Origin of the sequence: Ancylobacter sp., from assembly GCF_965229075.1 — a bacterium.
Lineage (GTDB): Bacteria > Pseudomonadota > Alphaproteobacteria > Rhizobiales > Xanthobacteraceae > Ancylobacter.
Map to the genome: position 1 here is coordinate 1,644,966 of NZ_CBDDIO010000002.1, position 12,090 is coordinate 1,657,055.

Here is a 12,090-nt window from a genome sequence, read left to right on the forward strand (position 1 = left end):
TTTCGCCCAAGGGCCGATTGACGATTTCCCGCCCCCGGCGCAGCATTGCGCCCGTGCTCGCTTCTGCGGCTCCCGCGTGTCGGGGCGGAAAGAACCTCATCCTGCTGGCGGCTGTTGCTTCCCTAGCGTCATGGTCGCTGGCGGAAGGGCGTTCCGCCCATGCCGGCGCGCCGCTGCCGCTGGGCGCGGCACCGCCGCCCTTGGCGCTGCCTTCACTCGATCATGGGCCGCAAAGTCTTGCGGCGCTGCACGGGCGGCCGGTGCTGATTCACTTCTTCGCGACCTGGTGCGCGCCCTGCCGCGACGAGATGGCGGGCCTTGCGCGGCTTGCCGACCGGCGCGGCGAGGGACCGCTCGTCCTTCTCGCCGTCGATGTGGGCGAGGTGCCGGTGCGGGTGCGCCGCTTCTTCGCCACGCAACCCGTGCCCTTCCCCGTGTTGCTGGACGAGGACCGCGCGGCGCTGAAGGCGTGGAAGGTCGTCGGCCTGCCCGCGACCTTCGTGCTCGACGCCTCGCACACGCTGCGCCTCTACGCCGACGGACCGGTGGATTGGGACGACCCCGCCACTGAGCACCTGCTCGACAGGCTAGCCGACCCCGCCGCCGTGCCGGAAGGCGCGCGGCTGCCCTCGCTCAACATGGATGAATCCCGGGAGAATGCGCCATGACCACTCGCCGTGACTTCCTCAAGACCGGCGTCGCCCTTGCCGCCGTCGCCGCCGCGCCGCACGTCGCCTTGGCGCAAGCCGCCGGCCCGGCCGCTGCCGCCGCCTTCGCCCCGAAGCCCGGCAAATGGCGCGACTTCGAGGTGGTGACGGTGCTGGACGTGAAGCCGGTGGAGGGCAAGGCCGGCCCGGCTCAAGCCTGGGTGCCGCTGCCGTCTTACGCCGCCTCGGACTGGATGAAGCCGGGCGAAAGCACCTGGAAGACCAATGCCGCTACGGCGGAAGTGGTGAAGGACCCGCATTACGGCGCGCAGATGCTGCATCTGACCTGGGCGTCGGGCGAGGAAAAGCCCAGTGTCGAGATCACCTCGCGCTTTTCCACCCGCGACCGCGCCACCGATTTCGCCGCGCCCGGTGCGGTGGCGGGGCTGTCGGCCGAGGAGCGGGCGCTGTTCCTGGCAAGTACCGACCTGATTCCCACCGACGGCATCGTCAAGGCGACCGCCGACAAGATCACCGCCGGCAAGACCTCGGACCTTGAGAAGTCCCGCGCCATCTATGAATGGGTGGTGGAGAACACCTATCGCAATGCGGCGACGCGCGGCTGCGGAACCGGCGATGTCGCCTCGCTGCTGGCGAGCGGCAATCTCGGCGGCAAATGCGCCGATCTCAACGCGCTGTTCGTCGGGCTGAACCGCGCCGCCGGCATTCCCGCCCGCGATCTCTACGGTATCCGCGTGGCGCCCTCGGCCTTCGGCTATAAGAGCCTCGGTGCCAATTCGCCCACCATCTCCAAGGCGCAGCACTGCCGCGCCGAGGTGTGGCTGGAGGGGTTCGGCTGGGTGCCGGCCGACCCCGCCGATGTGCGCAAGGTCGTGCTGGAGGAGCCGCCGGGCAAGAACGCGCTCGACGACGCCAAGGTGGTGGCGGCGCGCAAGGCGCTGTTCGGCTCCTGGGAAGGCAACTGGCTCGCCTATAATGACGGCCACGACATCGCCCTGCCGGGCTCCTCCGGGCCGAAGCTCGGCTTCCTCATGTACCCGCAGGCGGAAGTGGCGAGCCTGCGCCACGACTGCCTCGACCCCGATGCCTTCGCCTATGTGATCAAGGCGAGCGAAGTGGCGGCGTGAGCGGCCTGCGTGCTTCGAGACGCGGGGCGTTGCCCCGCTCCTCAGCATGACGGGCGTCAAACTCACGTCATCCTGAGGTGCCCGGCATAGCCGGGCCTCGAAGGACGCAGGTGATCGCCGCGTCCCTGCCGACGACAAGGAAGACATGCCATGCTCGACACCCCGGCCTCCGCCGCCCCGTTCCGCCTCACCAGCCTCGCCCATGGCGGCGGTTGCGGCTGCAAGCTGGCGCCCTCGGTGCTGCGCGAATTGCTCGCCGAACAGCCGGCCAGCACGGGCTTCGCAAATCTGCTGGTCGGCACGGAGACCGGCGACGACGCGGCGGTCTACCAGCTGGACGACGACACCTGCCTGATCGCCACCACCGACTTCTTCATGCCGATGGTCGACGATCCCTTCGAGTTCGGCCGCATCGCCGCCACCAACGCCATTTCCGATGTCTACGCCATGGGCGGCCGGCCGCTGCTGGCGCTGGCCATTCTCGGCATGCCGCTCGGCAAGCTGGAGCCGGCCATGGTGCGGGAGATCTTGAAGGGCGGGGCCGCCATCGCCGCCGAGGCTGGCATTCCCGTGGCGGGCGGCCATTCCATCGACGCGCCGGAGCCGATCTATGGGCTGGCGGTGATCGGCACGGCGCGGCCGGAGCAGATCCGCAAGAACAGCACCGCCTTCGCCGGCGACGCGCTGATCCTGACGAAAGCGCTGGGCGTCGGCATCTATTCCGCCGCCTTCAAGAAGGAGAAGCTCTCCCCCGCCGCCTATGACGAGATGATCGCCTCGATGACGACGCTGAACCGCGTCGGCACCGCGCTCGGCCGGGACGCGGCCGTGCATGCGGTGACCGACGTGACCGGCTTCGGCATTCTCGGCCATGGGCTGGAAGTGGCGCGGGGCTCGGGGCTGGCCTTGGAGATCGAGGCGGCGGCGCTGCCTCTGCTTGGCGACGCCCGCGCGCTGGCGCAGGCGGGATTCGTCACCGGCGCCTCGCACCGCAACTGGGCGAGCTATGGCGAGGGGGTACGCCTGCCCGACGGGCTGCCGGAGGCGGAGCGGCACCTCCTCACCGACCCGCAGACTTCGGGCGGGCTCCTCGTGGCGGTGGCGCCGGACGCGGCGGAACGGGTGCTTTCCGACATCCGCGCCGCCGGTTTCCCCCGCGCTGCCGTCATCGGCCGGGTGGTGGAGGGGGCGCCGGCCGTCGCCGTCATCTGAGCCGCGCCTTCGTCTTCGTGACCCGCTTGCGGGTTTATGCGCGGGCGGCGGCGGGATATCCTCAGCCCCGAGGCGGCCGGAGGGTGGACCTGTGGCCGCGCGTGGAGTTGAAGGATCGGCCATGTCTGACACGGCTCTCGAACTCGCCTTCGGGCGCGGCGCGCTGCATCTCAGCCTTCCCCCGGGGGCGAAGCCGACCGTGCTGCGCAAGGCGAGGCTGCCCAAGCTGCCGGACAATGCGGCGGCCATCCGCCAGGCGCTCGACAACCCCATCGATTCGGCCCCGCTCGCCGCCCTCGCCAAGGGGCGCAACAGCGCCTGCATCCTCATCTGCGACATCACCCGCCCGGTGCCGAACCGGCTGTTTCTACGGCCGATGATCGAGACGCTGATGGCGGCCGGCATTCCCGCCGCCGGCATCACCGTGCTGGTGGCGACCGGCCTGCACCGGCCGAATGAGGGCGACGAGCTCGCCGAACTCGTCGGCGATCCCTGGGTGCTGGCGACGGTAAGGGTCGAGAATCATTTCGCCCGCGACGAGGCGGCTCATGTCGATCTCGGCCCCACCGCGACGCGCGGCACGCCTATCTTCATCGACCGCCGCTTCGTGGAAGCCGAGCTGCGCATCGCCACCGGGCTGGTCGAGCCGCATTTCATGGCCGGGTGGTCGGGCGGGCGCAAGGTGGTGGCGCCGGGCGTCGCCGGGCACCAGACCATCCGCACCTTCCACTCCGCCCGCTTCATGGAAGACCCGCTGGCGGTGCAGTGCAACCTCATTGGCAATCCGCTGCATGAGGAGCAATTGGAGATCGTCCGCAAGCTTGGCGATGTCTATGCGCTGAACACGGTGCTGGATGAGGAGCGCGACCTCGTTTTCGTCTCCTTCGGCGAGATCATCGCCAGCCATCTCGCGGCGGTGGAGTTCGTCGAGGGCGCCACCATCATCGAGACGCCGCGCCGCTACGCCACGGTGGTAACATCCTCAGCCGGCTATCCCCTGGACAAGACCTATTACCAGACGGTCAAGGGCATGGTGACACCGCTCGACATATTGGAGCCCGGCGGCACGCTGATCATCGCCTCGGAATGTTCGGAAGGCTTCGGCAGCGAGGAATTCCGCGCCGCGCAGGCGCGGCTGGTGGAGCTGGGCCCGGAGCGCTTCCTCGCCACTCTGACCGCCAAGACACTGGCCGATGTCGATGAATGGCAGACCGAGATGCAGCTCAAGCCCATGCGCGTCGGCCGCATCCAGCTCTACACGACCGGGCTCAGCGAGGAGGAACGGCGCATCACCGCGGTGGAGATCGTGCCCGATCTCAATGCCGCGATTGCGGCGAGCCTGGCGCGGTCCGGCGACAAGGCGCTCGCGATCATTCCCGAGGGGCCCTATGTGATTCCGGTCTGCCGGGAACAGCAGGCGGCGGCGTGACCTCAGGCGGCGTGAGACGCATCCATCTCGATGCGGTGGGCGGCGTCGCCGGCGACATGTTCGTCGCGGCGCTGCTGGACGCCTTCCCCGACCTCGCCCCGCGCGTGCTCGCCGACTGCCGCGCCGTGCTTCCGGAAGGGGTGGGGGAGCCGGTTCTGCGCCAAGGGCTGAGCGGGGGCCTCGCAGTGCGGCGCTTCGGGCTGGAAGAGGCGACGGCTGCGTACCACCCTCATTCCCATGCCGATGATCACGCACATTCGCACGCCCACAGCGCTCACCTTTCTTTAGCCCTCATGGCCGGGCTTGACCCGGCCACCCAGACTTCGCCTGCGGTTCTCGTGGAAGCGCTGGATCCCCGGGTCGAGCCCGGTGATGAGGGCACGCGTGGGAGTGGTGAGCCGGCTCATCATCATCCCCACGCCCACAGTGCCGGCGCCTATCGCGACATGGTCGCGCGGATCGAGGCGGCGCCGCTCGGCGCGGGGACTTCCGGCCATGCGCTGGCGATCCTTGGCTTCATCGCCCAGGCCGAATCCGCTCTGCACCGCGTGCCGGTGGACGAGGTGCATTTCCACGAAATCGCCGATTGGGATTCGCTGCTCGACGTGGTCGCCGCCGGCAGCCTCGCGGCCGCGCTGGAGGGTGCGGCGTGGACGGTTTCGTCTTTGCCGCTGGGCGGTGGGCTGGTGAAGACGCAGCACGGACTGCTGCCGGTCCCGGCGCCGGCCACCGCCACCCTGCTGGAAGGTTTCGACTGGCGCGACGACGGTGTGTCCGGGGAGCGGGTGACGCCGACCGGCGCGGCGATCCTCAAGCATCTCGCGCGCTCCGGTGCTCCCCTCGGCGGGCGGCTCGTCGCCTCCGGCACTGGGGCGGGCACGCGTGACCTCCCTGGCCTGCCCAATGTGCTGCGGGTGCTGGTGTTCGAGCCGGTGGCGGATGATGGCGATGTGGTCACCGTTCTGGAATGCGAGATCGACGACATGACCGGCGAGGAGATCGGCACCGCGATGGAGCTTCTGCGCGGTGAGCCGGGCGTGCTCGATGCCAGCTTCGCTCCGCGCTTCGGCAAGAAGGGGCGGCCCATGGTGGCGTTGCGGCTGCTGGTGCGGCCGGACCACGCGGAGGCGGTGGCGCAGGCCTGTTTCGCACAGACCTCGACGCTGGGGCTGCGGCGGCGCGAGGAGCGACGGCTGGTCCTGAAGCGCGCGGCCGGCGAGGTGGCGGGCGTGGCGGTGAAGCGGGCGGCGCGGCCGGGTGGCGACACGGTGAAAGCCGAGAGCGACGCGCTCGCAGGTGACACGCTGGCGGCGCGGCGGGCGCTGAAGCAGCGGGCGGAGTGTGGCGATGAGTGACGCGGCGGCCATGCTGCCGGCCGTGCGGCTGGCGCGTGTGCTCGGTCGCTTCCCCGCTCTGGCGGTGGCGGTGAGCGGCGGGGTGGATTCCCTCACCCTCGCCAGCTTCGCGCACGCCGAAGGCCTGCCGCTCAGCGTGATCCATGCCGTTTCCCCAGCGGTGCCGGGGGAGGCGACGGCGCGGGTGCGGGCGATGGCGGCCGCGCAGGGCTGGGAGCTGATCGTCACCGGCACCGGCGAGTTCGACGATGCCCGCTACCGCGACAACCCGGTGAACCGCTGCTATTTCTGCAAGACCAATCTCTATGATCGCATTGCCGGGCTCACCGACCGGCCCATCGCTTCCGGGGCCAATCTCGACGATCTCGGCGATTATCGTCCCGGCCTGATCGCCGCCGCCGAGCGGCGCGTGGTGCATCCCTTCATCGAGGCGGCAATGACGAAGGCGGATGTCCGGGCGCTGGCCCGCGTGCTCGGCCTCGGGGCGGTGGCGGAACTGCCGGCGCAGCCCTGCCTCGCCAGCCGGGTCGAGACCGGGATCGCTATTGATGCGGGCGACCTCGCCTTTGTCGAGCTGGCGGAGCGCCGGCTCGCCGCGCTCACCGGTGGCGGCACGCTGCGCTGCCGGATCATCCATCAGGGCGTCGCCGTGGAACTGGGCGAGGGAGCGACGGGCCGGGAGCGCGCTGTCGACGCGCTGATGACGGAGCTTTGCGCCGGGGCCGGCCGGGCCTATGCCGGAAGCCGGCCCTATCGCCGCGGTGCCATGTTCGTCGGCGCGCCGGCCATGGAAGCCTGAGCCATGGATTTCACCTTTGACTGGGGCCGCGCCGCGCGCACGGGTCTTCCCGAGGCGGTGCTGTGCAGCGCCAAGTCGCCGGCACAAATCGCGGAAATCCTCGCCGCCGCCCGGGCGCGCGGCGCGCGGCTGCTGTTGACGCGGCTGGAGCCGGCGGCCTTCGCCGCGCTGGACGAGTTGGCCCGCGCGGGGCTGGATTACGACCCGCTGTCCCGCACCGCCGTGCTGGGCGGGGAGGTCGCGCTGTCCGGGCCGGGCGTCGCCGTGGTGGCGGCCGGCACGTCGGACCTCCCCGTTGCGCGTGAGGCGGTGCGCACCCTCGCCTTCAACGGGCACGGCTCAAGCCTCGTCGCCGATGTCGGCGTCGCCGGGCTGTGGCGGCTGATGGAGCGGATCGAGGAGATCCGTGCCTGCCGGGTGGTGATTGCGGTGGCGGGGATGGAGGGGGCGCTGTTCTCCGTGCTCGGCGGGCTGGTGGCGGCGCCTGTCATCGCGGTGCCGACCTCCGTCGGTTATGGCGTTGCCGAGGGCGGCAAGGCGGCGCTGACCTCGGCACTGGCAAGCTGTGCGCCCGGCGTGGTGGCGGTGAACATCGACAACGGTTTCGGCGCGGCCTGCGCCGCGGTGAAGATGCTCGGCGCCGCTGCAAGGGGGGAGGGCTGATGGCGCGGGTGCTCGTCACCGGCGGATCCGGCTTCATCGCCGCCCATGTCATCCTCGCTTTGCTGCGCGAGGGGCACGAGGTGCGGGCGACGCTGCGCGGCATGGGGCGAGAGGCCGAGGCCCGCGCGCAGCTTGCCGTGGGCGGGGTGACGCCGGATGCGCCGCTCAGCTTCCACGCCGCCGATCTGCTTGCCGATGACGGTTGGTCCGCCGCGATGAAAGGCTGCGATTATGCGCTGCACGTGGCCTCCCCCGTGCCGGCGGGGATGGCGGCAGGAGATGGAGCGGCACTGATCCGTGTGGCCCGCGAGGGCACGCTGCGGGTCCTGAGCGCGGCACGGGCGGCCGGGGTGCGGCGTGTGGTGGTCACCTCCTCCTTCGCGGCGGTGGGCTATGGCCGCGCGCCGCGCGCCGATTTCTATGACGAGCGCGACTGGACCGACCCGGATGGCGTTGGGGTCGATGCCTATACGCGATCCAAGACGCTGGCCGAACGGGCGGCATGGGATTTCATCGCCGGCGACGGCGCGGGCATGGAGCTTGCGACCGTCAATCCCGTAGTGGTGCTTGGTCCGGCGCTGGGGCCGGATATGTCGGCCTCGCTCGATCTCGTCTGCGCGTTGCTCGACGGGGCGGTGCCCGCCTTGCCGCGCATCTTTCTCGGGCTGGTCGATGTGCGCGATGTCGCCGACCTGCATGTGAAGGCGATGACCGCGCCGGACGCGGCGGGCGAGCGCTTTCTGGCGACGACGGGCGCGGCAGTGTCGCTCGCCGGTATCGCGCGCACGCTGCGCGACGGGCTCGGCCCGGCGGCACGGCGGGTGCCGCGCTTTGAGCTGCCCGATCTCGCCGTGCGCCTCGCCGCGCTGGTGCTGCCGACGGCGCGGCTCGCCGTCCCCCGGCTCGGCATCCGCCGCAGCGCCACCTCCGCCAAGGCGCGGGAGACGCTCGGCTGGTCGCCGCGCCCGGCGGAAGAGGCGATCCTCGCCACGGCCGAGAGCCTGATCCGGCTGGGGCTGGTGAAGCCGTAAGCGTCAGCCCGGCGCGCCCAGCGGCTGCTGCTGGGTGATGCAGTGGATATTGCCGCCGCCAAGAATGATCTCATGCGTCGGCACCCCCACCACTTCGCGCTCGGGGAACAGCCGGGCGAGGATGGCGTGTGCTTCCTCGTCACGCGCGGGGTCGAGGAGCGGCATCAGCACGAAGCCGTTGCCGAGATAGAAATTGGCGTAGGAGGCGCCCAGCCGTTCGCCGGGCCGGCGCGACATGGTGCCGGGCTCGGTGCCGAGGTCGAGCGCTTCCTCGCCCGTGCGGAACAGCGGGCCGGGCAGCGGCAGGGTGACGATCTCCAGCGCCCGACCGCGCGCATCGGTCATCGTCGACAGGCGCTCGCGCGCATCCTTGGAGATGGCGTATTGCGGGTCGAGCGGGTCGTCGCAGCCGGTCAGCGCCACCACGCCGGGGCGCACGAAGCAGGCGAGGTTGTCGATATGGCCCGAGGTCTCGTCATCGACGAGGCCGGCGCCGAGCCAGAGCACGTTGGAGACGCCGAGATAATCCTTGAGATGCTGCTCGATCTCCTCGCGCGTGAGGTCCGGATTGCGGTTCGGGTTGAGCAGGCATTCCTCTGTCGTGAGCACCGTGCCTTCGCCGTCGACATGGATCGAGCCGCCTTCGAGAATGAGCGGGGCGGCGTAGCGCGGCGCGCGCTCGATCTCCAGCATCTTGGCGGCGATCAGTTCGTCCTGGTCGCAGGGCGTATAGAGCCCGCCCCAGGCGTTGAAACCCCAATCCACCCCGCGCAGCCGGCCGCGCGCATCGGTAAGGAAAGTGGCCCCGCTGTCGCGGCACCAGGAATCGTCCGAGGTCGCTTCCACCACCCGCACCGAAGACGGCAGGGCGGCGCGGGCGTGGCGCCACTGGCGCGGGCTCGCCAGCATCGTGACCGGTTCGAAACGGGCGATGGCGCTGGCGACCGCGACGAAGGCGGCCTGCGCCGGCTCGGCATCGGCGCGCCAATTGTCCGGCCGCTCCGGCCAGATCATCCAAGTGCCGGCATGCGGCTCCCATTCCGCCGGCATGCGGAAGCCGTCGGCGGCGGGAAGCGTGGTGAGGGTCTCGCTCATGCTCTCACCCGATCGCCCGCGTCGGCGCCCGCCCGTCGAGGGTGAGCACCGGGGCGTAAAGCTCCGGCCGGCGGTCGCGGAACACGCCCCAGCTGTGGCGCTGACGGGCGATGCCGTCGAGGTCGAAGGTGGCGGTGAGCACGGTCTCTTCCTCCCGCCCGGCTTCCGCGACCTTCTCGCCGGTCGGCCCGGCGATGAAGGAGGAGCCGTAGAAGGTGATGGAGGTTCCGTTGCGGCCCTCTTCGCGGCCGATACGGTTGGAGGCGATGACCGGCATCAGATTGGCGCCGGCATGGCCCTGCATCACGCGCTGCCAGTGGCCGGCCGAATCGAGGCTCGCATCATGCGGCTCGGAGCCGATGGCGGTGGGGTAAAGCAGCACTTCGGCGCCGAGGAGGGCCATGGTGCGCGCGCATTCCGGGAACCATTGGTCCCAGCAGATGCCGACGCCGATGCGGCCGACCGCGGTGTTCCAGACCCGGAAGCCGGTGTCGCCGGGCGAGAAATAGAACTTCTCGGTGTAGCCCGGCCCGTCGGGGATATGGCTTTTGCGGTAGAGGCCGAGCACCTCGCCATCGGCGTCGACCATAGCGACGCTATTGAAGGCCGCCGGCCCGGCACGCTCGAAGAAGGAGACCGGCAGCACGACGCCCAGCTCCTTCGCCAGACGGGCGAAATGCGCCACCAGCCGATTGCCCTCGAAGGGCCTGGCGAGGTCGAGGAATTCGTGCAGCTGGTCCTGGCAGAAATAGGGGGTCTCGAACAGCTCCTGCAGCAGGATGAGCTTCGCGCCCCGCGCGGCGGCCTCGCGCACCAGGGCTTCGGCGCGGGCAATATTGCCGTCGATATCCCAGTCGCAGCGCATTTGGGTGGCGGCGACAGTCAGGCTGCGCATTTAGATCTCCGAATCGATGTGAAGGCCGGTCAGTTGACGGCGCGCAGCGGCTTTTCCAGCACCGCGATGACGCGCGCAAGCTCATGCCCGCGCTTGAGGATGAGGCCGGTTTGCGACACCACCGTGTAGGCGCCCTGTTTGCGGGCGAGGCGCGGGTCTTTCTCGATGCGGTAGATCGGCACCTCGGTGGCGCGGCGGAAAATGGAGAACACCGCCTTGTCGCGGGTGAAATCGATGGCGTAGTCGCGCCATTCGCCCAGGGCGACCATGCGGCCATAGAGATCGAGGATGCGGTCGAGTTCGCGCCGGTCGAAGGTGACGCGGTCAACGCGCGCACCGGCCGGCAAGGCTATGGGCTCGATGTCCGCCACGCGGCGCCTCCGGCCTGTGCGGCCCGGCGTGAGCGGGCCTGTGGGCTGAACCGTGTCATGTCGCCGTCATGATCCACCGCCCGGCGCGCGGCTTCAAGCCCCTGTACGCATACCGGCGGTGCGGCGCGGGCGATGAGAGGGGCGGGAACGAAAAAAGGGCCGGCGACATGGCCGGCCCTGAAGAGCAATTCGGGGATTGAACCTAGGTAGCGTCAGGCCGGCCCACAAACACCGCGGGGGGCTGGGGGGCTGGGAAACCGATGCGCTCGCGAACCGGCCCAACGCTATGATGCGAAGATGGAGGGGCCTCGGGGCATCGCAACGGCCGAATTCGGGCGGCGATGTGTTTTCAGTTAACGAGGCCGTGATTCGGATGTCCGAATATCATCGGACACACGCGTATCATCGGATGTCCACACGTCAGTCGAGCGGCTGAAGTGCCGCCCCGACGACGGTGCCGGGCTCGGTGGACGAGCCCGTCTGGACGAACACCGCCACCGCGTCGATACCCTCGCCGGGGGCACGGTGGACCGGAACCTCGAAACGGGCGGGCATCCCTTCCCAGCTGCCGAGCCGCACCCAGCCGCGCACCACATTGTGGTAGACGACGCGGGCGCCCTCATTCTCACCCCGGCCGATCTCGACCTCCATGCGGCTCGCCACCGGGCAGAGCCACACCTCGGCCTTGGCCGCACCGGGCAGGGCGCCGATCTGAACCGTGACGTTGCCCGCGACGGATTCGACCGACACCGGCACGACGGGGGCGGGGCTGGCGGCGAGCACGCGCTCCAACGCCGCCCGGTCCGAGCCGATGGTCATGGCGCGTCCGTTCACCACCGCCTGGGGAGTGAACATCTTGCCGTCGCCGCGCATATGCGCATAGGCCTTCTGGCGCAGCGAATGCCCATGCTTGGCGAGCGTGTCCTTCCAGCCGAGATAGTCCCAGTAATCCACCGCCAGGGTGAGGGCGAGCACGTCGGAGCGGGCGGCGAGTTCGCCCATCAGCTTGTCGGCCGGCGGGCAGGAGGAGCAGCCCTGGCTGGTGAACAGCTCGATCATCGCCTTGGGCGCGGTGATCGGCTTCACCGGCTCGACCTTGACGGGCATGTCCTCGGCATGGGCGCCGGCAGGCGCGAAAAGCAGGCTCATCAGGGCGAGGGTGACGCCCGAAAATAGCGCACGGGTGAAGAGAGAGGCGCGGACGGGCGGGCCGAAAGCGGAAGCGGCGGTCAGGGACATGTCGGGCGCTTGTCCTTGGGCGCGGGGACTCAGGGCACGCAGCGGGCAGCCCGCCTAAAGGCCGCCCTCGCAGGGTTCGACGCGGGCCCGTGCCGGGATCGCCAGCGGGCCTGCGTCCAAGGCAATAGGACGACGCGGGGCGCGCCACCAGTCACATTCGGGTGTCGCCGTTGACGCCGGCGTGACGCGGCGAGGTGTGGCGGGCG

The 12,090-nt window shown here is 70.2% G+C and carries 12 protein-coding genes; 8 read left to right on the forward strand and 4 right to left on the reverse strand.

Going from position 1 to position 12,090, the window contains the following annotated elements; translation table 11 throughout:
- Positions 1–53: 53 nt before the first annotated feature.
- The 8 genes from ACO07Z_RS13705 (at position 54) to ACO07Z_RS13740 (ending at position 8,284) form a co-directional block, all read left to right on the forward strand.
- Positions 54–668 (forward strand): TlpA disulfide reductase family protein, encoded by a 615-nt coding sequence (locus ACO07Z_RS13705; protein WP_421699214.1) that lies wholly within the window; start codon positions 54–56, stop codon positions 666–668.
- Positions 665–1,795, forward strand: coding sequence for a transglutaminase-like domain-containing protein (locus ACO07Z_RS13710; RefSeq protein WP_421699215.1), 1,131 nt, complete (start codon positions 665–667; stop codon positions 1,793–1,795). Before ACO07Z_RS13705 ends, ACO07Z_RS13710 begins: the two co-directional genes overlap by 4 nt.
- 150 nt (positions 1,796–1,945) lie before the next feature.
- The gene (selD, locus tag ACO07Z_RS13715; RefSeq protein WP_421699216.1) at positions 1,946–3,007 is read left to right on the forward strand and encodes a selenide, water dikinase SelD; all 1,062 of its coding nucleotides are present in this window, start codon (positions 1,946–1,948) and stop codon (positions 3,005–3,007) included.
- A 121-nt stretch (positions 3,008–3,128) separates the two neighbouring features.
- Positions 3,129–4,436, forward strand: coding sequence for a nickel-dependent lactate racemase (gene larA / locus ACO07Z_RS13720; protein ID WP_421699217.1), 1,308 nt, complete (start codon positions 3,129–3,131; stop codon positions 4,434–4,436).
- Complete coding sequence (locus ACO07Z_RS13725; RefSeq protein WP_421699218.1) at positions 4,433–5,791, forward strand: LarC family nickel insertion protein; 1,359 nt, start codon at positions 4,433–4,435, stop codon at positions 5,789–5,791. Before larA ends, ACO07Z_RS13725 begins: the two co-directional genes overlap by 4 nt.
- Positions 5,784–6,590: an adenine nucleotide alpha hydrolase gene (locus ACO07Z_RS13730; RefSeq protein WP_421699219.1), complete on the forward strand. Its 807-nt coding sequence runs from the start codon at positions 5,784–5,786 to the stop codon at positions 6,588–6,590. The genes ACO07Z_RS13725 and ACO07Z_RS13730 overlap by 8 nt, the downstream gene beginning before the upstream one ends.
- 3 nt (positions 6,591–6,593) lie before the next feature.
- Positions 6,594–7,253 (forward strand): nickel pincer cofactor biosynthesis protein LarB, encoded by a 660-nt coding sequence (larB, locus tag ACO07Z_RS13735; protein WP_421699220.1) that lies wholly within the window; start codon positions 6,594–6,596, stop codon positions 7,251–7,253.
- Positions 7,253–8,284 carry an SDR family oxidoreductase gene (locus ACO07Z_RS13740; protein ID WP_421699221.1) on the forward strand — a complete coding sequence of 344 codons (1,032 nt, stop codon included), beginning with the start codon at positions 7,253–7,255 and terminating at the stop codon, positions 8,282–8,284. The genes larB and ACO07Z_RS13740 overlap by 1 nt, the downstream gene beginning before the upstream one ends.
- Before the next feature lie 3 nt (positions 8,285–8,287).
- On the opposite strand, the gene aguA is transcribed toward ACO07Z_RS13740, so the two are convergent.
- The 4 genes from aguA to ACO07Z_RS13760 form a co-directional block, all read right to left on the reverse strand.
- The gene (gene aguA / locus ACO07Z_RS13745) at positions 8,288–9,379 is read right to left on the reverse strand and encodes an agmatine deiminase (protein WP_421699222.1); all 1,092 of its coding nucleotides are present in this window, start codon (positions 9,377–9,379) and stop codon (positions 8,288–8,290) included.
- 4 nt (positions 9,380–9,383) lie between these two features.
- Positions 9,384–10,274, reverse strand: a complete 891-nt coding sequence (gene aguB / locus ACO07Z_RS13750) for an N-carbamoylputrescine amidase (protein ID WP_421699223.1) — start codon at positions 10,272–10,274, stop codon at positions 9,384–9,386.
- Between the two features lie 29 nt (positions 10,275–10,303).
- Positions 10,304–10,645 carry a DUF2794 domain-containing protein gene (locus ACO07Z_RS13755; RefSeq protein ID WP_244450180.1) on the reverse strand — a complete coding sequence of 114 codons (342 nt, stop codon included), beginning with the start codon at positions 10,643–10,645 and terminating at the stop codon, positions 10,304–10,306.
- 420 nt (positions 10,646–11,065) lie between these two features.
- Positions 11,066–11,884 (reverse strand): DUF1223 domain-containing protein, encoded by an 819-nt coding sequence (locus ACO07Z_RS13760; RefSeq protein WP_421699224.1) that lies wholly within the window; start codon positions 11,882–11,884, stop codon positions 11,066–11,068.
- Positions 11,885–12,090: the final 206 nt, after the last annotated feature.

Coding starts and splice junctions, on each gene's coding strand:
- ACO07Z_RS13760 (WP_421699224.1), bottom strand. CDS start 11,884: ATGTCCCTGACCGCCGCTTCCGCTTTCGGCCCGCCCGTCCGCGCCTCT.
- aguB (WP_421699223.1), bottom strand. CDS start 10,274: ATGCGCAGCCTGACTGTCGCCGCCACCCAAATGCGCTGCGACTGGGAT.
- aguA (WP_421699222.1), bottom strand. CDS start 9,379: ATGAGCGAGACCCTCACCACGCTTCCCGCCGCCGACGGCTTCCGCATG.
- ACO07Z_RS13730 (WP_421699219.1), top strand. CDS start 5,784: ATGAGTGACGCGGCGGCCATGCTGCCGGCCGTGCGGCTGGCGCGTGTG.
- larB (WP_421699220.1), top strand. CDS start 6,594: ATGGATTTCACCTTTGACTGGGGCCGCGCCGCGCGCACGGGTCTTCCC.
- selD (WP_421699216.1), top strand. CDS start 1,946: ATGCTCGACACCCCGGCCTCCGCCGCCCCGTTCCGCCTCACCAGCCTC.
- larA (WP_421699217.1), top strand. CDS start 3,129: ATGTCTGACACGGCTCTCGAACTCGCCTTCGGGCGCGGCGCGCTGCAT.
- ACO07Z_RS13710 (WP_421699215.1), top strand. CDS start 665: ATGACCACTCGCCGTGACTTCCTCAAGACCGGCGTCGCCCTTGCCGCC.
- ACO07Z_RS13740 (WP_421699221.1), top strand. CDS start 7,253: ATGGCGCGGGTGCTCGTCACCGGCGGATCCGGCTTCATCGCCGCCCAT.